The following is a 24,594-nucleotide window of genomic DNA, read 5'->3' on the forward strand; positions in this document are numbered from 1 at the left end:
AGCCCCTAGAACGTTGCTATCGCAGGCAAGCAAGCCCCCGCCATACACATATTTTGGCCTATAACCCGCGCTCGGCCCGGTGGATGCCCGTGCGGGCCGGAGCGCACCAACGAGGTGAGTTGCGGTCAGACGGTCAGCTTGCCGTCCAGCATGGTGACCTCACGGTCGGCCATGTCCACGAACTCCAGGTCGTGGGTGACCACCACGGTGGCCAATTCGAACTTGCGGGTGAGGTTCTTGATGAGCTGCATGACCTCTGCCGAGCGCTGCTGGTCCAGCGCGGAGGTGGGTTCATCCACCAGGAGCAGCTTGGGTTCACCCATGAGTGCCCGCGCAATGTTCACGCGCTGCCGCTGGCCGCCGGACAGTTCGTGCGGGCGGCGTCGCCCAGCACCCTCCAAACCCACCAACTCGAGCAGTTGCCGCGCACGTTCACGAGCCTGTCGCTTGGCCGCCCCGCGAGCCCCGCGGATGTGACTGGTGACGACCAACTGGTCCTCTGCCTTGAGGGACGGAATCAGATTGGGCTGCTGGAACACGGTGCCCACTTCTTCGCGGCGCAATCGCGCGCGCTCCTTTTCGGACAGTGCCCCCACGGAGGTCTCCCCAATCAGAACCTCGCCGGAGGTCGGCTTCAACAGGGTGGATGCCACGGCCAGCAGCGAGGACTTACCCGAACCAGACGGACCGGTCAGCGCAGTCATGGTGCCGGGAACGGCCGTCAGGGACACGTTGTCGAGCGCGGTGATGGTGCGGGGAGCGCCGTCGGGCCCCTTGCCGTCAGGGTAGGACAACGTGACGTCACGCAGCTCGAATGCCGGTGCTGCGACTGCGCGATCCTGGTCGCTCCAGGGTGCGGTGTGAGTAGTGGTGGTCATGTCAGTTACCTCCCAGGGCAATCATGGGGTCGACTTTGGCAACGCGGCGGACGGCGAGCAGCGAACCGACGATGCCCAACAACAGCACACCGAGCGCCGGGATGGCCACGGCGGCGAGCGAGAACAGGAACGGAACAGCAGTGACCTGTGTTGCCACGAGCCAACCCATCAGGCCTCCCACCAGGGCACCGATGATCACGCCCAAGCCGACCACGAGCGTGGCCTGAACCAAGGAGTCACGCACCAGGTAACCGCGCGAGGCTCCCAGTGCGCGCAGCACGGCCACGTCGCGGGTGCGCTGAACGGTCCACACTGTGATGAAGGAAATCACCACGAGCGCCGAGATTCCGTAGAGGAAGGCCTGCATGAGCATGAGCGACCCGTTCTCCGAGGAATAGGACGGGATGGCTTGGAAAGACTCGCGGGTCGTCTGGGTCATGGTGTCGACCCGCTCATCCAGGTTGGCGGCAATCTCGTCCATCTGAGCGGAATCGGTGCCGTCCGCGAATTGGACCATGATCTCGGTACCCACGGTGGCGCTGGGTTGGTGAGCGACCGCGAGCGCGTCCGCCTCGGTCAGCCACGCGACGGGAAGGTGGCTGTAGAACTCGTCCACCACGAAACCGACAACTTCCAGGTCCTTACCGCCGATCCCCACGGTGTCGCCGAGGCCGATGCTCAGATCCTCCGTGTAGGACTCGGACAGCACGATCTGGCCGTCCTCGGGGCGATGCTGGCCGTCGAGCATGTCGACCTTCTGCGCGAACATCGAATCCTCGGGCAGGCCCATGACAGCTCCGGTGGCCACCTTGGAATCCGATCCCACCTGGGTCAACGTGACCACGAGCGGCTCGGCGTGTTCCACAGCGGGCTCGGCGGTCCAGGCGTCCAGCTGTTCCTGGGTGATCTGCGAGGTGGTGAACGAGGGCATCTCGTCCGTGCCCTCGGCCGGGCCGAACACGATGCGCTGCGCGTCCAGTGTTTCCAACGCGGCGGTGTTCTGCTTACCCAATCCGTTGGTCAGCCCGCTCAACATGATCAGGAGAATGGTGATCAGCGCGACCACCGACGCCACCAGGGCTACGCGCCCCTTGGCGAAAACAATGTCTCTCACGGAGACGAACATGGGTACCTCCGGTCCCTTCACGACAGATTTCTTCCATTTCAGATTCCCCGAAATCCGAAGAGGTCACATCGCGCATCCGAGCGACTTCCCGTTGCCGTTGAGTTGAGCTCGCAATCCACGTTTTGATGGATCTGAGATTCGGGTTCGCCGCGTATGCTGCCCTAGCGAGACCGACGGCGCCCCGGCGGCACGGTCATCGCAACGCAAGGCTCCCGATCCGGAACGGAAGGCAGACTCAGGTGGAAACCACATCGACCGCCAGGGTGCTGCGAGTACTACGCCTGGCCCTGCACCTGAGCTTTGCCGGGTTGCTGTTCCTGGGTGTGCTGCGCATGGCCTCCGATCCGCCCATGAAATTTGCGTGGTCCCTGTGCTTGGCATGCCTGTTGGCGGCGGTCTATCTGGTGGGGACCGTGTGGGAGAACCGATACGCGCACGGGCGCAGCGATCGTAATCCACGATTCTTGGCCATTCCTTGGCTCGCGGTCATCTCCGTGTTGTGGGGAGCCCTGGTGCTCATGAGCGCGGATTTCATTTCCGTGGTCTTCCCCCTTTTCTTCCTGTTCCTGCTGCTGCTCCCCCGGGCCGTGGCTCTGGCCTGCGTGGTACTCCTGACCGGCGTGGTGATCTTGTCGCAGCGGCTGCATATCGGTGGCGACGAGTTCACCTCAGCGATGGTTTACGGCCCCGCCCTGGGCGCGGTGTTCGCGGTCATCATGGCTTCCTCCTACCGCGCCATGTACCAGGACGTGCTGCGATATCAGCGCACGTTGACGGCCTTGGAGAACACCCGCTCGGAATTGGCACGAACCGAACGCGCTGCCGGCCAAGCCACTGAACGTGAACGGTTGGCGCGTGAAATCCACGACACCTTGGCTCAGGGGCTCTCATCCATCGTTCTCATGTCGCGTGCCGCTCGATCCTCGCTCTCCGAGGACGACGTCCAGCGCACCGACGAACGTTTGGGAACCATTGAGACCGCCGCGTCGGAGAACCTCGCTGAGGCCCGCCGGTTCGTTCACAATCTCTCATCGCCCGCTCTCGCCGTGCCGCTCTCCGATGCCTTGCGGCAATTGTGCGAGCGGACCACGCAGCAGGCCCGAGCCCGCGGTGACGAACTCACGGTGACATTCTCTGAGGACCGCACGGGTCAGGCGGACTTCGCCCAGCAGACCGTTCTACTGCGAGCCGCCCAGACCCTGCTGGCTAATGTGGCCGCACATGCCCATGCCCGCCAGGCCGTGGTCAGCTTGTCCTGGTGGGATCACGACGTGAGCGTGGACGTGGTCGACAACGGCGTGGGCTTCAACCCCGAACAGTTGCCACCCCGTGACTCCTCCAACGGTTTCGGCCTGCCCGCGCTCCACGAGCGCGTCACCGCCGCCGGCGGCACCGCCACGGTTGAATCCGCCCCGGGAGACGGCACCGCAGTCAATGTGAGGATCCCCCTGAAACCCCCGCGCGTGAGTACTTCCCCCGATGTGGTCGCCCCGTCTGCTGACGTCCCCGGCCCGCACCGCTCCCCCGACAACGACACCCCCGGAGAAACGTCTTGAGCACACGAGTCCTACTGGTAGACGATCACCCTGTGGTGCGCGCCGGATTGCGCGCCGTGCTGGAGGGCCTGCCCGACATCACCGTGGTCGCCGAAGCGCGCGATGCCCTGTCCGCCCAGCAAAGATCTCGTCACGAGGACATCGACGTGGTGGTCATGGACATTCAGATGGGCCCCGGCCCCACCGGCATCGACGCCACACGGGCCATCCGCGCCGCCGGCGGGCCCCCGGTATTGATCCTCACGACCTACGACACCCAGGCGGACATCCTCTCAGCGTTGGAGGCCGGTGCCACGGGGTACCTTCTGAAGGACGCACCGGAAGAAACGCTGCGCCAGGCCGTTCTCGACGCCGCCGCTAATCGCCCGGTACTTTCCCCGCAAGTAACCGCACAATTAGTGATGCGCACCACTAAACCCGCATCTGCTTTATCCCCCCGTGAAATCGAAATACTTGAATTAGCAGCTACCGGGGCAAGTAATCGCAGCATGGCAAAACAATTGTTCATTTCCGAAGCAACTGTGAAAACGCATCTAGTTCATGTCTACAACAAACTCGGTGTAGACAATCGGACGGCAGCCATCGACAGAGCCAGACAACAACGAATCATCTAATACTTGTCCCCCAAAAAGCGCCTGTCACATGGGGACTTGTCCCCAGCAGGGTGGATTTTAGTGCACTACTCATGCCTATACTCTTATTAACGCACCTGACTGGGATTGGGCTCTTGGTCAGCGATGCTAAAGCGCACAGGGGACGCGCGAGCACGGGGGACTGTCAATAAATAGCCTTGGGGAGAGATTGAGAGTTCTCTACGCTCTTTTTCACTCGTAGAAGGACCGATCACCAACATGATCGTTGCGATCATTCCTGCCCATAACGAAGGTCAAAGTATTCAAGGCACCATTGCGTCCTTGTTACATCAAACACATTCACCGGACCGCATTCTGGTGGTTTCCGACAACTCCACCGACAACACAGTGGAGATCGCACGGGCCGCGGGGGCGGACGTGATGGAGAGTGTCGACAACACGCATCGCAAGGCCGGTGCGCTCAATCAGGCCCTTGAGGTCGTAGCCGCCATGAATCCGCGGCACGTGATGGTCATGGACGCGGACACCCAGCTGGCACCGCGCTTCATCGAGATCGCCCTCGAGCGGCTGCGCGATCCCAAGATGGGTGCCGTGGGCGCCGTCTTCGGCGGTGTAGACCCGGAAGGCTACCTGCAGTACATGCAGCGCCTGGAATGGGCCCGCTACGCAGAACAAATCGAACGCACAGATCAGACCTTCGTGCTCTCCGGCACCGCGGCGTTGATCCGCTGGGACGCCATGGAAGCGGTGAAGGACCACTTCGGTCGCTACTACGACCTGGGATCCATCACCGAGGACATGCGCCTGACCCTGGACCTGAAGACCGTGGGATACCGCCTGTGCTCGCCCGTCGAGTGCGAGTCAACTACCGAGATGATGCCGTCGGTCAAGTTGCTGTTTTTACAGCGCCGCCGCTGGTACTTGGGTGCTCTGCAAAACGTCACGGCCTACGGCTTCACCCGGGTCTCGGCCCCCTACTGGCGTCAGCAGCTGATGCTGTGCCTGTCCGTGGGGCTCATGTCCTTGTATCTGACGCTCACCGCCCTGTCACTGGTGTTCGGCTGGTTCGCGCTGAACCCGTTCTGGCTTGCAGTGGGCGCGGTGTTCGCGGTGGAGCGCACCGTGACTGTCTGGAAACTCGGTTGGAAGGCCCGCTTCACGGCGGTGCTCGTATTCCCCGAACTGATTTATGCCCTGATCCTGCAGTCCGCGTTCGTCGCGGCTGTGCACCAACACCTCACGGGCCAGACCGGTTCGTGGCACCACGTAGAAGTAGAGGAAGGTACCCCCGTCAATGTATAGCGTTGATCTCACCCAGGCCATGCCCGTTGCCGCAGCAGGACTCGCAGGCGTGAGCCTGACCGTTTCGCAGAACATCCTGTCCGTGGGCGTTTTGTTCTTTGCCACGCTCGCCCTGATCACCACCGTGCGTTCGGTGTGGTTCACGGTGCGCAAGCGCCGCCGCGGCCGCCACGCCGCAGCCACGGATTCCGCAGTGCTCGACACTCTTCAGTACTACCGGAATCGCCGGCTGCAGGAGGCACAGCCCCAGGAGATTGCGGCCTAATCCCGCACTGAGGCTCTAGCCCCGCAGCAGGGCTTCTGCCTGTTCCACACATTCGTGCACGCTGGCGGCCCGTCGTTCAATACCTTGGACGCGCGGGTCGCTTTTGCTTTCCCCGTCCGCAACGTTCAACGACGACGCCGCGAACCGCGCCATGGTCAGCGCCTCCGCCGTCTGGGCCATGGCATTACCGCTGCGAGACAGTTGCCGGTGAACGTCCGAAAGATATCCACCCTTGGACGCGGGAATGTCTTGGGTTTCCGACGGCGCCCGGCGATGGGCCTCCATGCAGACTTCACGCACCCGCGGCAACAGATCCGCGAGGTCGTTGGCAATCGGAACTGCACCCACCCGCAGTCCCGTGTCGGTCACACCTTCCAACATCTGGTGGTACCGGTCCAGTCCGCGCTGGAATCGGTCATGAGCACGCCGCCACACTCCGCGACCCAGTTCCTGGTCATCGCGGCGCGTCGCAACGTAATCGCGCAAGAAACCCACGCCGTGCCCCTTTCAAACATGAACCGCCGCGCCCAAGACGCAGCGGTTCATGGTATCGCTTTCAGCGACTCCGACCCCGTCAACGGCCGGTTCACCGAGTCCGCAGACGTTCTGGGACTCGTTGCAGTGACCTGGTCAGATGGTCAGAAGTACCTTGCCGATGTGAGATCCGGAGTCGAAGTACTCGTGTGCCTCACGAACCTGGTCCAGCGGGAAGGTCTTGTCCATGATGGGGCGCACGGCCCCGGAGGTGACATGGGGCCACACGATTTGGCGCACCGCGCCCATGATCTGGGCCTTCTCGCTCAGGGGACGCGAACGCAGTGTGGTGCCGATAACCGCGCCTCGCTTGTTCATCAGGCGGCCGATGTTCAGTTCTCCCTTGACCCCGCCCTGCATGCCGATGATGGTGATACGGCCGTTGTTCGCCAACGCCTTGACGTTGGGGTCCAGGTACTTGGCTCCCATGACATCGAGGATCACGTCCGCGCCGTGGCCGTCGGTGAGTTCCTTGACCCGCTCCACGAAGTCTTCGTCCTTGTACTTGATGGCCGTGGCACCGAGTTCGGTGACGAAGTCAGCCTTTTCTTGGCTGCCGACCGTGGCCAGCACCGTCAGGCCCAGAGCCTTGGCTACCTGAATCGCATGGGTTCCGATACCCCCCGCACCGCCGTGGACGAGCAGGGTCTCGCCCTCCCGGGCCGCGGCCGCCATGAATACGTTGGAGAACACGGTGGCCGCCACTTCCGGCAGCGCGGCGGCCTCGACCAGGTCCAGTCCTTCCGGGGCGGGGAGTACCTGCGGCCACGGTGCAATGACCTTTTCTGCGTAGCCACCGGAGTCCAAGAGGGCCACGACCTTGTCCCCCACGGACAGCCCGGCTTCCTCCGGGACATCTGGGCCCAGCGCGTTGACGGTGCCGGAGACCTCGAGGCCGAACACATCAGAGGCATCCGGAGGCACGGGGTAATTGCCCTGCCGCTGCAGCACGTCCGCGCGGTTGATGCCCGCGGCAGCCACTTCGATCAGCACGCCATCCCCCGTGACCGAGGGGTCGTCGATCTCCGTGACCTTCAGGACCTCCGGTCCACCCGACTCAATATCTCGCACTGCACGCATGGAATCTCCTACTCGCTCGGTGTCGGTCTGCTTCTTCCATCCTGGCGCGGATTCGCGGTCTCGGCTAGATTCCGACGCCGCTCAGCCGATTCGCTACGCGCGTTACCGGGCCGAGCGGCGTCGTATTGGCACTGCACAGTGGTCACGTGGAATAATGACGTGTCGTTCGCGACCGCCCCCGCGGGCGGCCGCGAACGGTCAGGAAGGTTGTCCGAGCGGCCTAAGGAGCTGGTCTTGAAAACCAGTGTGCGGTAACCCCGTACCAAGGGTTCAAATCCCTTACCTTCCGCCCATGACGAAGGCCCCGGCGCTCCCATTCAGGAGCGCCGGGGCCTTCGTGGTTCGCGGTGTTGGATCAAGGTTCCTTATCCCTTATTTGCCGCTCATTTTCGGTAATAGGGAACCTTAAACCTCGATTGGTGGGGCTAGAAGCCCACGGCCTCGCGGATTTCATCGCTGATCTGCTCGAGGCGGGATGTAGCTTCCGCCCGCGGGATCTCCGCGCCCTCCTCGACCGGGAGGACCACCTCCAGGTAACACTTGAGCTTAGGTTCGGTGCCCGACGGGCGAACGATCACTCGGTCATCGGCCTCGGTGCGCAAGAGCACGCCCTCGGTGGGCAGCAGTTCAGGGCCGCCCTTGGAGAGGTCCGTGTACTCGACCACCGGGGAGCCGGCCAGTTGCGCAGGAGGATTCTCGCGCAGTCGCTGCATGCCCTGCGGGATCAGTTCCAGATCGGCCACGCGGAACGTCAGCGGGGCGGTCGCGTAGAGCCCGTGCAGTCGCGCGATGCGGTCCAGTTCCCCCTGCACCGTGGCGCTGGAGTGCTTGAGCCGGTCTACGTAGGACGCCACCCGCACCGCGGTGGTGATGCCGTCCTTATCGCGCACCGCGAGCGGATCCGTGCAGTAGCCGATGGCCTCTTCGTAACCGAAACGTAGCCCGGGTGCACGGGCGATCCACTTGAAGCCGGTCAGGGTCTGGCGGAACTTCAGCCCGTGATGCTCCGCGATCCGTCCGAGCAAGCGCCCGGAGACGATCGAGCAGGCCAAGGTGTCGCCGCTGCGTTCGGGGTCCGACGCCGCGTGCTCGCCCAACAGGGCGCCCAGCTCGTCACCGGTAAGTCGTCGCCACGTGGTCTCCCCCGCGTCCGAGGTGCTCGGAATCGCGATGGCGCAGCGGTCGGCATCTGGGTCCAGAGCGATGACCACATCGGCATTCTCGGCCGACCCCAACTCCATGGCCAGGTCCATGGCCCCAGGCTCCTCCGGATTCGGGAACACCACGGTGGGGAATTCGGGGTCGGGCTGAGCCTGCTCCGGAACCACCGTGACATTAGGGAATCCCGCGCGTTCCAACACGCGGACCGCGGTCTCCCCACCCACTCCGTGCATGGGGGTCAGGACGATGCGCACGTCGGAGGGCTCATCGCTGCCGCGTAAGGATGCCGCGCGGGCAACGTACCCGTCCACCAGTGAGTCATCCGTCCACTCCACAACGGGCCCATCCCGCGGCACCTCGTTGGCGGGCGGGGCTGCCGCAATGCGTGCGGCAATGTGGGCGTCGTCCGGGGGCACGATCTGCACGCCGCGCTCATCGTCCGAGTTCACGGTCCGGCCGCCCAGGTACACCTTGTACCCATTGTCGGCGGGTGGGTTGTGGGAGGCCGTAACCATCACACCTGCGTCCGCGTCCAGCTCCCGCACGGCATAGGCCACTACGGGGGTGGGCAACTGCGCCGGCAACCGAATGGCTCGGCAACCTGCGGCGGCGAGGACTGCGGCGGCGTCGGCGGCGAAATCCTCCGAACCGTGCCGAGCATCGCAACCGACGACCACCACCGGCCGCTCCCCCGCGCGCTCGGTGAGGAAAGCCGCTAGGCCGGCGGTAGCGCGGATGACCACCGCGCGGTTCATGCGGGACTCTCCCGCACCCACGGCGGCACGCAGACCGGCGGTACCGAACATGAGCGGACCCGAGAAACGAGACGTCAGGTCTTCCAGAGCAGCCTGGTCATTCGACTCGGCACACTCCACGAGCGCCTCGAGTTCGACGCGAGTGGCCTGGTCCGGATCCTGCTCGATCCAGCTGCGGACAGACGATAAGAGTTCAGCGGTCATGCATACCTCCGCGGGGTGGGCGAGCGAATCAGTCGGACAGGCCGTCGAGCACGGCGCGGGAACCGGACAGGCCCAGGCGGGTAGCCCCGGCCTCGACCATGGCCAGCGCCGTTGCGGTGTCACGGATTCCACCGGAGGCCTTCACGCCCAAGCGACCGCCCACGGTGTCCGCCATGAGGCGCACGGCCTCGACCGACGCGCCACCTGCCGGGTGGAAGCCCGTGGAGGTCTTCACGAAGTCCGCACCCGCGGCCTCGGAGGCCTTGCACGCGGCCACGATCTCCTCATCAGTGAGTGCTGCGGACTCGATGATGACCTTGAGCACCACCTTCGAAGGGCAGGCCTCGCGCACCGCGGCGATCTCAGCCTGCACTCCGTCCCAGTCGCCGACCTTGGCCAGGCCCAGGTTGATGACCATGTCCACTTCATCCACGCCGGCGGCCACAGAATCCGCAGCCTCCGCGGCCTTCACTGCCGCCGCGTGCGCCCCGGACGGGAAACCGCACACGGTGGCCAGCTTGACGCCCTCGGGCAGGTTCACGTCCAGCTGGGACGGTGAGACGCAGATCGAGAACGTGCCCAGTTCGCCGGCCTCGCGGGCCAGCTCAGCCACCTGGTCGGCCGTGGCCTCCGGCTTGAGCAGCGTGTGATCGATCATGTGGGCCAGTTCGGCGCGGGTGGTCATGAATTAACTCCTTGGTGTGGTGAGCCGGGCGGTGGGTGAGGTCAGGAAATCCGGTCGAGCACGACGTCGTCGCGCGCGCCGGTGCCCTCGGCCGCCTGGGGATCGATGGTGTAGCCGCCGCGCAGGGAATCCAGTGCGCGGTCGAAACGGTCCGGGGTGTCCGTGTGCAGGGTGAACAGCTTTTGGCCCTTGGTGATCTTGTCGCCGGGCACCGCGTGGATCTCGACGCCGGCACCGGCCTGCACGGGATCCTGCTGGCGTGCACGGCCCGCACCCAAGCGCCACGACGCGACACCCACGGCGAGCGCGTCCATTTCGGTCATGACGCCGTCCTCGTCGGCCGTGACCTCGTGGGTATCGGTAGCCACGGGCAGCGGGGCGTCCGGATCGCCGCCCTGAGCGGAGATCATGCGCTTCCAGGAATCCATGGCGCGGCCGTCCTTGAGGGCTTCCTCAACATCGGGGTCTTTGACGCCGGCGGCCTCCAGCATTTCCTTGGCCAGGGCCACGGCCAGGCGGACGACGTCGCTCGGGCCGCCACCTGCCAAGACCTCCACGGACTCGCGGACTTCCAGGGCGTTGCCCACAGTGAGGCCCAGCGGGCGGGACATATCGGTCAGCAGCGCCACGGTGTTCACGCCGGCGTCGGTGCCGAGGTCGACCATGGTGCGCGCGAGTTCGCGGGCATCGGCTTCCTTCTTCATGAACGCGCCCGGGCCCACCTTGACGTCCAGGACCAGGGCTCCGGTGCCCTCGGCGATCTTCTTGGACATGATCGAGGAGGCGATCAGCGGGATGCAGTCCACGGTGGAGGTGATGTCACGCAGGGCGTAGAGCTTCTTGTCCGCGGGAGCCAGACCGGAACCGGCGGCGCAGATCACAGCACCCACGTCCTCCAGGATCTCCATCATGCGGTCATTGGTCAGGTCCGCCTGCCAGCCGGAGATGGCTTCGAGCTTGTCCAGCGTGCCGCCGGTGTGGCCCAGTCCGCGGCCGGACAACTGCGGGACGGCCACGCCGTAGGAAGCGACCAGGGGCGCCAGCGGCAGGGTGATCTTGTCCCCCACGCCACCGGTCGAGTGCTTGTCGGTGGTGGCCTTGGACAGGGCCTTGAAATTCATGGTTTCGCCGGAGTTGATCATGGCCTGCGTCCAGCGGGCGATCTCCTCGCGATCCATGCCGTTGAGGAAGATCGCCATGGCCAGAGCCGACATCTGCTCGTCCGCGACAACACCGCGGGTGTAGGCGTCCACCACCCAGTCGATGGCGTCCATGGGCAACTTCTGACGGTCTCGCTTGATACGGATGACATCTACAGCGTCGTAGGCCTCGACCACCGCGATCACTCCCTCGGAATTGGGGTTCGAAAACACGAGTTCCTGGCTTGTGGAACCGGTGTTCACATCCTAAGCTGCTCATGAGAAATTTTGTCAATCACTCTTTTGACAAATGTTCGCGCCGGTACGGCGCCCCATGTGAAGGCAGGATCATCGTGGATCGCTTCCAAGGCCTGATTGGCATTGTGCTCATCCTGGGCATCATCGTTCTTCTCTCCAGACACCGCAGCGCCATCAAGTGGCGCACCCTGGCTGTGGGCCTGGCCCTGCAAATCGGTGTGGCCCTGTTGATCCTGAAATGGGGCCCGGGCTTCGAGGCTCTCAAGTGGTTCTCCGGTCTGGTTCAGGGACTCATCTCGTTCACCGATCAGGGCACGTCCTTCGTATTCGGCGGTCTATTCGGTGAGAACAGCGGGTTCGTGTTCGCGTTGAACGTGCTCCCCGTGATCATCTTCCTGGGCGCGCTCATCGGCGCGCTGTACTACCTGCGCGTGGTGCAGCTCTTCGTGCACCTCTTGGGTACCGCGCTCAACAAGATCATGGGCACGTCCAAGATCGAGTCCGTGTTCGCCTCCACCGTGATCTTCCTGGGGCAGAGTGAAGCCCCGCTGATGATCAAGCCGTACATCAGCAAGCTCACCCGCTCCGAGCTCTTCGCGTGCATGACCGGTGGCTTCGCGGCCGTGGCCGGTTCCACGCTGGTGGGCTACTCCCTGCTGGGTGCACCGCTGCCCTACCTGCTCGCGGCCGCAGTGATGAACGCCCCCGGCTCGCTGCTCGTGGCCAAGGCCCTGATGCCCGAGACCGAGAAGTCCGTGGCCTCCGTCAATGTGCTCAAGGTGCGCGACACCGAGTCCAAGAACTTGATCGATGCCATCGGCACCGGCGCCATGAGCGGCGGCAAGATCGCCGTGATTGTGGGCTGCCTACTCATCGCGTTCATTGCCTTGATCGGCATGGTCTCTGCGGTCCTCGGTTGGTTCGGCGGCCTCTTCGGTTTCGAGGGTTGGTCCCTGGAAGGCCTGTTCGGCATCATCTTCGCCCCGCTCGCGTGGGCCCTGGGCGTGCCCTGGAATGACGCCGCCATGGTCGGCAACTTCATCGGTCAGAAGACCATCCTCAACGAATTCGTGGGCTACACCTCGTTCGGCCCGGAGATCCCCAACATGGATCCCCAGTCCGTGCTGATCACCACGTTCGCCCTGGCCGGTTTCGCCAACCTGTCCTCGATCGCCATTCAGATCGGTTCGATCGGCGGCCTGGCACCGGATCGCCGCGGGGACGTCGCTCAGATGGGCCTGTTTGCCCTGTTCGCGGGCTTCCTGACCAACATGCTCAACGCAGCGCTGGTGGGTGTCATCCTGGGGCTTTGATCCCCGCCTGATCACCACCTTTCACGAACGAGAGACCCCCATGTCATTGAGCCCCAGAGATGTCCAGGGACTGAGCGCCGCTCGCCTCTACTACGAGCGCGGCTTATCCCAGGGAGATGTGGCCCGTGAATTAGGGGTCTCTCGCCCTACGGTTTCCAAGCTGATCCAGCACGCCAAGGATCGCGGGTTCGTCACCGTGGAGATTCACGATCCTCGCCAAGTTTCCACCGCGGTCGCAGATCAGTTGCGCGAGCGTTTCGGACTGGCCGAGGCGCGGGTGATCACCAGTCAGCCCACCGACGAGGAGCTGGTTCGCGAGTTGGGTGCCGTGGGTGCCCTCATGCTCGAGGAAAACGTTGCCGACGGCGATCTGGTCGGCATCACGTGGGGCCGCACCTTGCACGCGGTGGCCCGGTCCCTCAAGCACCAGAACTGCCACGGGGTGCAGGTGGTCCAGCTCAAGGGCGGTGCCACACTGACCTCACGTTCCACGAGTCACTACGAGACCATCCGGTTATTCTGCGAGGCGTTCAACGCCTACCCGCAGACCCTGCCCCTCCCGGTCATCTTCGACAACGCAGAGGTCAAACGGGTGGTCGAGGAAGATCGGCACATCAAACACATCCTGGACCTGGGCAGGGACGCCCAGACCGCCATCTTCACGGTGGGCACCATGAGCCCGGAATCCACGTTGTTGAAACTCGGTTACCTCTCCGAGGCCGAACAAACTGCCCTGTTGGACAACGCCGTGGGCGACATCTGCTCACGCTTCATCGATGAGCAGGGAGAGCCATGCCTGCCGGAGCTCGAGGAACGCACGGTGGCGGTGTCCCTGCAGAATCTGCGTGCCAAGCAGACCCGGATCTGTGTGGCCGGCGGGCAGCAGAAGGTCCGCCCCTTGAAGGCTGCCCTTGGCGCCGGCTACGTATCTCACCTGGTCACCGACGAGGACACCGCCCGGGCCGTTCTCGCCTGATCCGACTCCGTTCTGCGGCTGCTTCAGCGCGTCGGTGGCGTGTGTCATATTGGGGTCAAGACCCCGCAATGGAGCGCGGGTCATGACGCACAAGGAGAGTTTCGTGGCCCCGTCTGAAACCCGCACAGTGGCTCACGTTGTGGGCACCGTCTTGGCAGATCTCGGGGCAGGACACTGCTTTGGTGTGGTCGGAAGCGGAAATTTCGAGATGACCGCGGCCCTGCGCCGAGCCGGGGTACCGTTCACCGCCGCGCGCCACGAGGGAGGCGCGGCCATGATGGCGGACGGGTACGCCCGCATGTCCGATCGGGTTGCTGTCTTATCCACCCATCAGGGGTGCGGGCTGACCAACGCGCTCACGGGCATTGCAGAGGCCGCCAAGAGCCGGACTCCTCTGATCGTGCTCACCGCGGACACTGCGGGCGCGGCGGTGCGTTCGAACTTCAACGTGGATCAGGACGCGCTCGCCCGCAGCGTGGGTGCCGTACCGGAACGCGTGCACGCCCCCGCGAGCGCCGTTGCCGATGTGGTGCGGGCCTACCGAACGGCCCTGACAGAACGACGGACCGTGGTGCTGTCCGTGCCCACGGACATTCAACAGGCCAAGGTCGACTTCGACCCCGCTCTACTTCCCACGGTGTCCACCGCGCAGCCGGTTCGCCCCTCACAGCAGGCCGTGGCCGAACTCGCGCAACTCATCACCAAGGCCAAGAAGCCCGTGTTCGTGGCCGGTCGCGGCGCACGTCATGCGGCTCGCCAGCTGAGGGAACTGGCCGAAGCGTCCGGGGCGCTTTTGGCCACCTCTGCTGTGGCTCACGGGTTGTTCCACGACGACCCGTTCAACCTGGGCATTTCGGGTGGTTTCTCATCCCCTTTCACCGCGGCCACCGTGGCGGACGCGGATTTGATCGTCGGGTGGGGTTGCACCTTGAACATGTGGACCATGCGGCACGGGTCCCTGATCGGCCCGGACACGACGGTCGTCCAAGTGGATACGGACCTGGATGCCTTGGGGGCCAACCGCCCCATCGACCTCGGTGTGCTCGGTGACTGCGCGGAAACCGCCACCGACGTGACAGAGGTTCTGAGCGGCGTCGGCGGCGATACGTGGCGAACCCCTGAAATGGCACAGCGGATCGAGTCGCATGCGCGGTGGGCCAGCGAGGCGATCGAGGACCTTTCCACGGAGACCCACATCGACCCGCGCGTGTTCTCGCGTGAGGTCAACAAGCTCCTGCCGGTTGAACGGGTGGTTTCCGTGGATTCGGGCAACTTCATGGGCTACCCCAGCGCGTATCTGGACGTGCCGGATGAATTCGGCTTCTGCTTCACCCAGGCGTTCCAGTCCATCGGCCTGGGGCTGGGAACCGCCATCGGAGCGGCCCTCGCGCAACCTGAGCGGTTGCCCGTGCTCACGACCGGTGACGGTGGCTTTCTGATGGCCATTTCCGAACTGGAAACGGCAGTGCGCCTGGGACTACCCCTGGTGGTCCTGGTCTACAACGACTCCGCGTACGGTGCCGAGATCCATCACTTCGATCAGGCTTCGGACGACGACCTTGAGACCGTGACCTTCCCGGACACGGACATCGCCGCGATCGCCCGTGGCTACGGTGCCCACGGAGTGACCGTGCGGACGGTCGAGGACCTGTCCGGTGTCACGGATTGGCTCGACGGGCCGCGCGAAGTTCCATTAGTCGTGGACGCACGCATCGCCTCGGACGGCGGAGCGTGGTGGCTCGCCGAAGCGTTCAAGGGCCACTGAGCCAACTCATCTCATCCGATCCATCTTCTCGCCTACACCTTCATCACAAATCAAAGGAGCGCGCCATGGGCGTCATCTCGCAACTCACTCGGGCCATGACCGACCAACAGGTTCGATTGGTCGACCTCACCAATAAGCTCAGCGCAGCGACCCCCACACTGGAGCTGCCGGAACCGTTTTCCAACCTGATCGACTTCTCCCTGGAGGAAGTGTCGGCGTACAACGATCCCGGTCCCTTCTGGAAGCACCACAACATCCACACCGGTGAGCACATCGGCACCCACATTGACGCGCCCGTGCACTGGGCCACGGGTCGAGAGGGCAAGGATGTCTCGCAGATCGAACCCGCCCGGTTGATCGGGCCGGCCGTGGTGTTGGACTTCACGGCGCAGGCCGAGAAGGACGCGGACTTCTTGGTGGACGTTTCCCACATTCAGGAGTGGGAGGCCGAGCACGGTGCCATCCCGGACAACGCCTGGGTGCTATTCCGCACCGGTTGGGATCGATTCGCTCAGGATCGGGAGGCGTTCTTGAACAAGGACGAGAACGGACCCCACAGCCCCGGCTTCACGGTGGAGTGTGCACGCTGGCTCGGCGAGGAACGAGCGATCTCGGGTGTGGGTGTCGAGACCGTGGGCATCGACGCCGGTGCCGCCGGCGGTCTGGACCCGGCTTTCCCCATGCACTACTACTTGCTGGGCAACGACAAGTACGGCATCACGTCACTGCAGAACTTGGGTGAGCTACCGCCCACCGGTGCACTGCTAGTGGTCGCGCCGCTGCCCATCGAAGGTGGCACCGGCAGCCCGTCACGCGTGTACGCGCTGGTGGATGCCGAATAGGCCCCGGGCGCAACGGCCCGGCTGAGGTCTGGGCCGCTAAGGCTCCCGATAGCTAGGGGAGGTACAGCCCGGCGAGGGTGGCTGAAGCCGGTTATTCCGCTAGGATCGCCTGCGCCACTTGGTCCGCATCCGCGAGGGTGCGGGCGCCCAGGTGCGCCGGCGATTCCGCCTCCGCGGCAATTGAGACGCCCCACTGGACCGACGACAACTGCAGACCCAGCACGAAGATCCCGGGTTCCACGGCGTCCTTCTGACCCACCACCCGGTAGGCAAAGGCACCGGCACCGAGTTTGAGCCCGCCGAGCGCGGTGTCCTCGCGGCGAGCGCTTGCGCTCACGTCCAGGCCGGTACTCGTGACCGGGCTGGCACCGTCGCGCGTTTCCATGAGTTTGCCGCGCACCAGGCCCCGCTCGTGCATGTTCGACAGCAGCGGGGAAATATTGCGATGCACGTCGTTGGTGGGTGACATCGCCTCGATGAGCCAGTGAGCTCGCACGGGCGTATCGCTGACCCACGGGGACGCCGCCACGAAGCAGCCCGCGTTACGGTCCACCACGAAGCGCGGTTCGGGACCGAGAAACCGGACCACGCCCGCACGCGTGAGCGCCGCCAACTGCTGGATACGCAGCACGGGCGGGCCGGAGGCAAGACCTTCCACGAACGGCTCGAACTGCCGGCGCAGCTCGTTGACCCACGAGGAATCCGAAATTCCGGCCTCAGCCAGCACGCACTTGAGCACGGTGCGAGCTGCGTTGAGGGAGGAGATGGCCATCTTCACGGGGTCGTCCTCGCCCTGCAGCGATCCATGGACGTCACGGTCCAGGTAGTGCACCACCGCGGCGGCGTACTCGTCATGACTATCGAAGTTGATGTCCTCGAAGGGGCGCGCCAGTCGCTCCTGCTGCAGCTGTCGGCCCGGCACGACGGAGGCGGAGACCAAGGCTTCGACGCGCTGGGACCAGCGAGCGCCGTCGTCGTCAAGAAGGATCGCGTCAAGTTTGCGCAGGAACTCACCCGCGGGTTGGGTGAACGCGTCCGGGGAGGTGCGCGCCAGGACTCGGTAGTAGTTCCAGTTAGCGTCCTTGCGGATCAAAGGCCACAAGTCACGCTCGAACGAGAGTTGTTCGGCGCTGACGTCCAGCAGCTCCTGGACGGCTTGGAGCGTGAAGAACCGTGTCTCCAATGTTTCTGCGTAGTAGCCCTCGAGCTGGGGCTTCGCGCGATAGGGGGTGCCACGGCGCGAACCCGCAACAATGTGAGGTTCTTTGCCGGACGGCCGATACATCAAACGTTCCGGGTTGTTCGGATCCGGTTCGAACGTGCCGCCGCGGCCTTCGGTGAGCTGCGCGAGGGCATCGCAGAAGTTCAGGCCCATGCCGCGCACAAGCACGGTTTCCCGCTCGGGAATTTCCGCCCACGGTGCGTCAGCGGGCACGGTGGGCGGCCAGTAGGTCAGTCCGTGTTCCGCCGCGCCATCCACCAGTTCCTTCTGGCCGGGACGCAAGTGGGCGTCCAGGTGGCCGAGGGCGAGGACCACAGCATCCGCGGGGATCGACTGACCCCCGGCGAGCTCCACGGCGTAGCGGTGCCGCGCCTCTTCCTGAACCCACGCGTCCACGGCCTCAGCACGGTGGACGGTGAGCGTCACGTTGGTCGGCAAATGGCTATGGAGAGTCGCGAAAATCCATTCCAGGTAACGCCCGTAGATGGCGCGGGGCGGGAAGTCCTGCGAGGTCAGCCCCGCCAGAGCGTCGCGTTCGGCCTGGCCCAGGGTGCTCACCGGAGTGATGCTGCCGTCGACGACGCCGCGGCGCCACCCGTCGAAACTCATGTTCCGAACCTCGCTCAGCGGGTCCACCGCCAGCGCACCGTCCGGCGCGATCACCGTGGGGAACAGTGACGGGGTGTTCATCAGGAAAAGCAGCGACTGATCGGTGCGCCACACATGGCCGGCTCCGGGAGGGAAGGGATCCACCAGATCAATGTGCACTCGAGCGCGCGTCTGTGCCGCCTGCGCGGTCAGTCGTTCCACCGCGGAAAGCCCTCGGGGACCCACGCCTACCACTACCACTCGTCGCTGACTCACCATGACGACCAGGATAACGAGCCATCTGTGCGTGTCTCACCCCGTCCGTAGCATGGGGCCTATGGTCCCCACTACTCCTTCTCCCACCCATCTCGAGGACGAGCTCGTCGATGAGTTCTTGTGGCTCGAGGACATTCACGGCGAGCGCCCCAAGGAGTGGGTGCAGGAGCAGAACCAGCGCACCGAGACGTTGCTGGATGGCCCGGAACTGGCGTCCATGACCGAACGCGTCCTGGGCGTGATGGACAACCCTTCCCGCATCGCGGCCGTGACCAAGCACGGACCCCACTACTACAACTTCTGGCGGGATGCCCAGCACCCGCGAGGGCTGTGGCGGCGCACCACGTGGGAATCGTGGCTCAGTGACAGCCCGGATTGGGATGTCCTTCTGGATGTGGATGAGCTGGCGCGCACCGAGAACGTGGACTGGGTGTTCTCCGGCGCCCGGTTGTTGCGTCCCCGGTACACGGACGGGCAGTGGCAACGCGCTCTGGTCAGGCTTTCCCCGGACGGCGGTGACGCCGTGCGCACGCGCGAGTTCGACTTGGGAACCCAAGAGTTCGTGGCCGGGGGTTTCGATGTGCCAACAGCCAAGTCGTCGGTCTCCTGGGTGGACGCGGACACTCTGTTCGTGGCCACCGATACCGGACCCGGTTCCATGACCGAATCTTCATACCCCCGGCAGGTGCGCCGGGTGTCCCGCGGACAGAGCATCACGGACGCTCCCGTGATTTTCGAGGTGCCCGTCGACCACGCCCAGGCAGCGGTCTACAAGGACCACACACCGGGCTTCGAACGAGTGGTCGCAATGGATCTCGTGGAATTCTTCACGGTGCGCACGTACCTGTGGAGCGAGGAACAGTGGGTTGAACTCGACCTGGACCCCACGGTGAGCGTGGATCTCCACAACCAGTGGCTCCTGATACGCCCGCGCCACACTCTGGAACTGAACGGGATCGAGTATCCCGCTGGTTGTCTGCTGGCTGCGGATGTCCAGGCATTCTTGAACGGCGACCGCTCCGTGCAATCGGTCTTCACCCCGGATGAGCACTCGAGTTTGGAGGGCTGGTCCTGGACCCGCGACCACCTGATCCTCAACACCCTGCACGATGTCTCATCCGCCCTCTACTCCACGGTGCCCGGAGAGTGGGAACTCACTGCCCTGCCCGGCATTCCTCCGCTGCACAGCGCCTCCGCGTGGGCCGTGGACGACGAGGACGCCAAGGTAGGTAATGACTACTTCTTCTCGGTCACGGGTTTCCTGACGCCATCCTCCCTGGGGCGCGGTTCCCTCCCTGACCTTTCAGGCCCGGACGCCGACGGCGCTGCGGACAGTACCGCGCGCAAAGCGAGCGAGCCCGCCGTCCTGAAGCGGGCGCCGTCGTTCTTCGAGGCCCAGGGGCTGGAGGTGACTCAGCATTTTGCCGTGTCCGCGGATGGCACGCGCGTTCCGTATTTTCAGGTGGGCCCGCGCGAGCTGGAACTGGACGGTCTGAACCCCACACTGCTCAGCGGCTACGGAGGCTTCGAGGTGTCCCGCACGCCGGGATATTCCGGAGCAACCGGGATCACGTGGTTGACCCGCGAAGATCAACGCGGCCGCACGGGTGTGTACGTGATCGCGAATATTCGCGGTGGCGGTGAATACGGGCCGTCCTGGCACACCGCCGCCCTCAAGCAGAATCGGCACCGTGCCTACGAGGATTTCGCAGCGGTCGCGAAGGACCTGCATCGACGCGGAGTGTGCACAGCCCGGAAGCTGGCGTGTGCCGGCGGCTCCAACGGCGGCTTGCTGGTCGGCAACATGATGACCACCTATCCCGATCTGTTCGGAGCAATTTCATGCGGTGTGCCGTTGCTGGACATGCGCCGCTACACCAAGCTCTCGGCCGGGGCGTCGTGGATCGCGGAGTACGGCGACCCGGATGTGCCTGAGCAATGGAATTACATTCGCACGTTCTCGCCCTACCACTTGTTGTCGGCGGCCACGTGCTACCCACCCACACTGATCTGGACAGCCACGTCGGATGATCGGGTGGGGCCGGTGCAGGCCCGCAAGATGGCGGCAAGAATGCTCGACCAGGGCCACGACAACGTGTGGTTCCACGAGGCCACTGACGGTGGCCACGCGGGCGCGTCGGATAACCGGCAGGCTGCCGCGCTCCACGCTCGCTCCCACGAATTCATGTGGCGGATGCTCGAAAATCTGAAGGGTCGTTAACCACTGGCCAGGCCGCATGGTTATTCTGGCTGACGGCCCTGGTACAGATCTGCCAACGGGCACACCCTTCAGACTTTCAATCGTTGGAGATCTTCTTTGCCTTCTTCGCCCTCTCAATCCGCATCGGGCGGCACTGCGGGACACCCACCGCAGACCGCTCCGGGCGCAATGGGAACCATTGCCGTTTTACTGATCGCGGCCTTCGTAGTCATCCTGAACGAAACCATTCTGAACGTGGCGCTCCCCCATCTCATGGAGGACCTCCACGTTGACGCAGCGACCGTGCAGTGGGTTGCCACCGCGTTCATGCTGACCATGGCCGTAGTCATTCCGACCACGGGCTTCCTGCTGCAGAAATTTTCCACTCGGGCCGTCTTTGCCCTGGCCATGGGGTCCTTCGCGTTGGGCACCTTGCTGGCGGCGTTGACTCCAAGTTTCACCATCCTGCTGGTGGCTCGCGTGATTCAGGCCTTCGGGTCGGCCATCATGCTGCCGTTGCTCATGACCACCATCCTCACGCTGATTCCCAAGGAACGCCGCGGCCTGGTCATGGGCAACGTATCCATCGTGATCTCCGTAGCCCCGGCTCTGGGCCCCACGATTTCCGGCTTCATCCTGGCGCATTTCCCGTGGCGCAGCATTTTTTGGTTTGTTCTCCCCATTGCCGTTTTGGCCTTGGTCATCGGGCTGACCCGTTTGAAGGACGTCGGCTCGCGGGGTGACCTGCGGTTGGACCTCCTTTCGGTGGCCCTCTCCGTGTTCGGGTTCGGCCTGTTGGTGCACGGACTGTCCACCGTGGGTGCCGGTGGCACGCAGGGTGGTGACTCCGATTCCTTCATGGGTTGGGCCACCTCCGCCGGCGGTGGCGCAGTCATCCTGGCGGTGGGCGTGCTGCTCGTGGCCGCGTTCGCGCTGCGCCAGCTCCAGTTGCAGCGCAAGGACAATCCCTTCCTGGACCTGCGCACGTTCAAGCACCGCGATTTCACGGTGTCCGTAGCGCTGATGGCCATCGCGATGATGACCCTGTTCGGCGGAGTGATCGTGCTCCCGCTCTACCTGCAGACCATTCGCGGTCTGGACACGCTCCAGACCGGTCTGATTCTGCTGCCGGGTGGCCTGATCATGGGGCTGTTGGGGCCGGTGATCGGTCGCTTGTTCGATGCCTTCGGTCCCCGCCCCCTGGCCGTGCCCGGTGCGGCTCTGCTGACGTTCGTCATGTTCAACTTTTCGCAGCTGCAGGCTGACACCGCAGTGTGGTGGATCGTCGTACTCCAGATTGCCATGTCCGTGGGCCTGGCCATGATCTTCACCCCGGCGTTTACCTCCGGTCTCAACCCCTTGCCGCCCAAGCTGTATTCGCACGGTTCGGCAACGCTGTCCACCCTGCAGCAAGTGGCCGGCGCTGCCGGTACCGCACTGTTGGTGGGCATCATGCAGGCGGGCACCACGGTGATTCAGAACCCGGACGGATCTACCACCACCGATGCGATTCCGGGCGTTCACGCGGCCTTCCTCACGGCCACTGCACTGGGTGCCGTGGCGTTCGTTCTGACGCTCTTCATGCGTAAGTCCACCCCGGAGAACACCCGCGTGACGGTGGAGGGGTCCGAGCCGACAGCGCACTAGGCCAACTTCACCCCGTTCTTTCCGAACAGTCGCAGGGCCCCGCTTCCTCTAGCGGGGCCCTGCGTCGTTGCGCTCGTGACGCCTGGCCATCGAGACCCGGTCACAGTGAACCGATCGATGGAGTGATCCTTACAGGCGCGTCACCTTGACGCCCCCGCGCGGGGTCCAGGTGTACTGGGTCCGCACCCCGGTCCTGATACTGATGAAGCGCTGGTATGCACCGGTCGATGTTCGGACCTCCCCGGTGGTCGGGTACCCGGCCTTGGCCTCGTGCCCGTTACGTGCCCAGGTCTGTCCGATACCGGAACGTTCCACGATCGGGTTGGCGCGGCTGCGCGAGCTCCACAAGATCTTGGTGGTCTTGTTCGTCTGCGGGTTGACGAACGTCTGGTACGCCCCGCCTGTGGAGGTGGGTTGTTCATTGTTGAACGGGATACCCACTCCACGAGCACCGCCCAGGGACTCGTGCCTGGATCCGATGCCCGTCCAGGTCTTCACCTCACGAGCGCCCGTACGGGAGGACCAGTAGATCTTGGTGGCCCGGCCGTTCTTGACGAACGTCTGCACTACTCCACCCACGCCGGTGCTTTGCTCACCCGTGGTCGGGGCACCGTACACGGCAGCACCGCCCCTGGAGTTGTAGTAGCCGGCGATCGCACCGCGCGCCGTCGGCGCCACCGCACGGGCCGCGCGGGTGGCGTCCACCTTGCGATAGCCAGTCACATTCACCCCGGTGTTGCGCAGCGTGGTGCGAATCGATTCCACGCCCAGATTCGGGTTGCGTTCCTTCATCAGGGCGATCACCCCTGCCACATGCGGTGCCGCCATGGACGTACCGCTCAGGTCCCCGTAGGAGGGCGAGCCCAGTGAGAACTGTCCTGTGTTGACCGTGGACCAGATGGGTGCGCTGGTATCACCGCCGGGAGCCACCACGTCCACCATCGGTCCCCAGTTGGAGTAACCGGTGAGCCTGTTGTGGGACGAGGTAGCACCCACCACGATCGCCCCACCACAGTTCGCGGGCGAAGCGAGATTTGCGCTCTTTGCTGCATTACCCGCGGCCACCACTAGGGGCACATTGATCTGATGCATGCGGTTGACCGCGTTCTGCATGATCGGCGAACAGGTGTTGGCGTCCCAGGCCTCGGACAGGTTCACCACCTTGGCGGGGTTGGCGTTGCGCGGAACCCCCGGGATGGAAATACCGGCGGACCACATCACGCCGTCGGCGATGTCCGACACATATCCGCGTCCATCAGCGCCCAGGACCCGAGCGTGCTGGATCCTGGCGTCCGGGGCCACGCCCGCGATACCCGTGCGATTGTTGGTGTGAGCCGCTGCGATACCCGCCACGTGAGAACCGTGCCACCGGTTGGGGCGCCCCGGGCTCCAGTCCCCCATGTCCTGAGGGTTGCTGTCCCTCCCGTTCCCGTCACGCGAGTGATACAGGTCGGAGAGGAAGTCGTACCCGGCCACCGTCCGCTGATTGAGGTCCGGGTGATTGATCTGCCCGGTATCCGCGATCCCAATGACCACGCCGTGCCCGGTTCCTTGCCACCAGGCGCCGGGAACACCGATGTTGCGGGGGCCCCACTGATAGCCCCAGTAACGGTCGTTCGGAGTGCTTCCCACGTGGGAGGCCAAAGCATTGACCACGATTTGATCCGGCTCGGCGGACTCTACTGCCGGGTCCTCCTCAATGGTTTCGACCACGTCCTGTTGTTCCTCGGTGGAGAGCATCGTCTCCGACTCCACGACGTCCTCGTCGTTACCGGTGACCTTGACGATCTCGGGAGCTTCGATCTCGGTGGTGGTCTCGACCTCAGTCAGGACGCTGTCCTTCTGGACCTCCGGAACCTCATCCTTGAATTTCACGACAATGCGGTCGGTCTCGGGCAACACAGTGCCCTGGGCACCTGTGCCCCTACCAAGAGAACCAATGCCGCCCACCGTGGGCGGCTGGACTTGTGCTTGCTGTTCCGGTGACGGCCCCTCTGGCGGCGCAGCGACTGCGGGTGCGGCCGTGGCCATCAAGAGCGCCGAAAGCGAGAGTGTGAGAAAGGACCTTGTGGAGCGTTTTTTCATGGTTTCCCCCTAGGAAACAGCCCCCTGTCACCGTGATCAGCACTGACCCTCACCTGCTGACTTCCGTAGGCAGGAATTCCGAACTGCTAGTAGCTCGGAGTTTACGCCTGCAAATCAGTGTTATATAGGTCACGGCACGACTAA

19 protein-coding genes and 1 tRNA gene are annotated in these 24,594 nt (G+C 64.4%); 11 read left to right on the top strand and 9 right to left on the bottom strand.

All coding sequences use genetic code 11. The annotated features are described in order from the left end of the window. Positions 1-125 precede the first annotated feature (125 nt). Positions 126-878, bottom strand: coding sequence for an ABC transporter ATP-binding protein (locus tag ABD283_RS04095; protein WP_344223734.1), 753 nt, complete (start codon positions 876-878; stop codon positions 126-128). Position 879: 1 nt separating this feature from the next. Further along, the gene (locus ABD283_RS04100; protein WP_344223735.1) at positions 880-2,025 is read right to left on the bottom strand and encodes an ABC transporter permease; all 1,146 of its coding nucleotides are present in this window, start codon (positions 2,023-2,025) and stop codon (positions 880-882) included. A gap of 218 nt (positions 2,026-2,243) precedes the next feature. Here ABD283_RS04100 and ABD283_RS04105 point away from each other — a divergent pair, with 218 nt between their 5' ends. The 4 genes from ABD283_RS04105 (at position 2,244) to ABD283_RS04120 (ending at position 5,720) form a co-directional block, all read left to right on the top strand. Next, positions 2,244-3,560 carry a sensor histidine kinase gene (locus ABD283_RS04105; RefSeq protein WP_344223736.1) on the top strand — a complete coding sequence of 439 codons (1,317 nt, stop codon included), beginning with the start codon at positions 2,244-2,246 and terminating at the stop codon, positions 3,558-3,560. Beyond that, on the top strand, positions 3,557-4,174 hold the full coding sequence (locus ABD283_RS04110; protein WP_344223737.1) for a response regulator: 618 nt from the start codon (positions 3,557-3,559) through the stop codon (positions 4,172-4,174). The genes ABD283_RS04105 and ABD283_RS04110 overlap by 4 nt, the downstream gene beginning before the upstream one ends. Positions 4,175-4,411: 237 nt before the next feature. Next, on the top strand, positions 4,412-5,455 hold the full coding sequence (locus ABD283_RS04115; protein ID WP_344223738.1) for a glycosyltransferase family 2 protein: 1,044 nt from the start codon (positions 4,412-4,414) through the stop codon (positions 5,453-5,455). Then, the gene (locus tag ABD283_RS04120) at positions 5,448-5,720 is read left to right on the top strand and encodes a hypothetical protein (protein ID WP_344223739.1); all 273 of its coding nucleotides are present in this window, start codon (positions 5,448-5,450) and stop codon (positions 5,718-5,720) included. The genes ABD283_RS04115 and ABD283_RS04120 overlap by 8 nt, the downstream gene beginning before the upstream one ends. A 15-nt stretch (positions 5,721-5,735) precedes the next feature. On the opposite strand, the gene ABD283_RS04125 is transcribed toward ABD283_RS04120, so the two are convergent. Together ABD283_RS04125 and ABD283_RS04130 are read right to left on the bottom strand one after the other, a co-directional pair. Continuing rightward, positions 5,736-6,215, bottom strand: a complete 480-nt coding sequence (locus ABD283_RS04125; protein WP_344223740.1) for a hypothetical protein — start codon at positions 6,213-6,215, stop codon at positions 5,736-5,738. 135 nt (positions 6,216-6,350) lie between these two features. Continuing rightward, positions 6,351-7,334, bottom strand: a complete 984-nt coding sequence (locus ABD283_RS04130) for an NAD(P)H-quinone oxidoreductase (RefSeq protein ID WP_344223741.1) — start codon at positions 7,332-7,334, stop codon at positions 6,351-6,353. A gap of 201 nt (positions 7,335-7,535) precedes the next feature. Between ABD283_RS04130 and ABD283_RS04135 the strand changes: the two genes are divergently transcribed. Beyond that, positions 7,536-7,623: transfer RNA gene (locus ABD283_RS04135), tRNA-Ser, on the top strand. A 136-nt stretch (positions 7,624-7,759) separates the two neighbouring features. On the opposite strand, the gene ABD283_RS04140 is transcribed toward ABD283_RS04135, so the two are convergent. From ABD283_RS04140 to ABD283_RS04150, 3 genes are read right to left on the bottom strand one after another with little or no spacing between them, the layout of a single operon-like run. After that, positions 7,760-9,454 (bottom strand): phospho-sugar mutase, encoded by a 1,695-nt coding sequence (locus ABD283_RS04140; RefSeq protein ID WP_344223742.1) that lies wholly within the window; start codon positions 9,452-9,454, stop codon positions 7,760-7,762. A gap of 28 nt (positions 9,455-9,482) precedes the next feature. Continuing rightward, a complete protein-coding gene (gene deoC / locus ABD283_RS04145) occupies positions 9,483-10,139 on the bottom strand; it encodes a deoxyribose-phosphate aldolase (RefSeq protein ID WP_344223743.1) in 657 nt (218 codons plus the stop codon). Positions 10,140-10,180: 41 nt separating this feature from the next. Continuing rightward, the gene (locus ABD283_RS04150) at positions 10,181-11,476 is read right to left on the bottom strand and encodes a thymidine phosphorylase (RefSeq protein WP_344223798.1); all 1,296 of its coding nucleotides are present in this window, start codon (positions 11,474-11,476) and stop codon (positions 10,181-10,183) included. A 155-nt stretch (positions 11,477-11,631) separates the two neighbouring features. On the opposite strand from ABD283_RS04150, the gene ABD283_RS04155 reads away from it, so the two are divergent. The 4 genes from ABD283_RS04155 (at position 11,632) to ABD283_RS04170 (ending at position 16,432) form a co-directional block, all read left to right on the top strand. Continuing rightward, complete coding sequence (locus ABD283_RS04155; RefSeq protein ID WP_259916167.1) at positions 11,632-12,849, top strand: NupC/NupG family nucleoside CNT transporter; 1,218 nt, start codon at positions 11,632-11,634, stop codon at positions 12,847-12,849. A gap of 40 nt (positions 12,850-12,889) precedes the next feature. Then, positions 12,890-13,825 carry a sugar-binding transcriptional regulator gene (locus tag ABD283_RS04160; RefSeq protein WP_344223744.1) on the top strand — a complete coding sequence of 312 codons (936 nt, stop codon included), beginning with the start codon at positions 12,890-12,892 and terminating at the stop codon, positions 13,823-13,825. 103 nt (positions 13,826-13,928) lie between these two features. Further along, entirely contained in the window at positions 13,929-15,590 is a 1,662-nt protein-coding gene (locus ABD283_RS04165; RefSeq protein ID WP_344223745.1) for a thiamine pyrophosphate-binding protein, read from the top strand. 65 nt (positions 15,591-15,655) lie between these two features. After that, complete coding sequence (locus ABD283_RS04170; RefSeq protein WP_259916175.1) at positions 15,656-16,432, top strand: cyclase family protein; 777 nt, start codon at positions 15,656-15,658, stop codon at positions 16,430-16,432. A gap of 91 nt (positions 16,433-16,523) precedes the next feature. Here ABD283_RS04170 and ABD283_RS04175 read toward each other — a convergent pair whose 3' ends face one another. Beyond that, positions 16,524-18,521: an FAD/NAD(P)-binding protein gene (locus ABD283_RS04175; protein WP_344223746.1), complete on the bottom strand. Its 1,998-nt coding sequence runs from the start codon at positions 18,519-18,521 to the stop codon at positions 16,524-16,526. 58 nt (positions 18,522-18,579) lie between these two features. Between ABD283_RS04175 and ABD283_RS04180 the strand changes: the two genes are divergently transcribed. Both ABD283_RS04180 and ABD283_RS04185 read left to right on the top strand, forming a co-directional pair. Next, positions 18,580-20,739, top strand: coding sequence for a prolyl oligopeptidase family serine peptidase (locus tag ABD283_RS04180; RefSeq protein ID WP_344223747.1), 2,160 nt, complete (start codon positions 18,580-18,582; stop codon positions 20,737-20,739). A gap of 168 nt (positions 20,740-20,907) precedes the next feature. Continuing rightward, complete coding sequence (locus ABD283_RS04185) at positions 20,908-22,365, top strand: MDR family MFS transporter (RefSeq protein WP_344223799.1); 1,458 nt, start codon at positions 20,908-20,910, stop codon at positions 22,363-22,365. Between the two features lie 129 nt (positions 22,366-22,494). Here ABD283_RS04185 and ABD283_RS04190 read toward each other — a convergent pair whose 3' ends face one another. Continuing rightward, the gene (locus ABD283_RS04190) at positions 22,495-24,396 is read right to left on the bottom strand and encodes a S8 family serine peptidase (RefSeq protein ID WP_344223748.1); all 1,902 of its coding nucleotides are present in this window, start codon (positions 24,394-24,396) and stop codon (positions 22,495-22,497) included. Between the last annotated feature and the right edge of the window lie 198 nt (positions 24,397-24,594).

Origin of the sequence: Kocuria atrinae (assembly GCF_039531425.1) — a bacterium.
Classification (GTDB): Bacteria; Actinomycetota; Actinomycetes; order Actinomycetales; family Micrococcaceae; genus Kocuria; species Kocuria atrinae.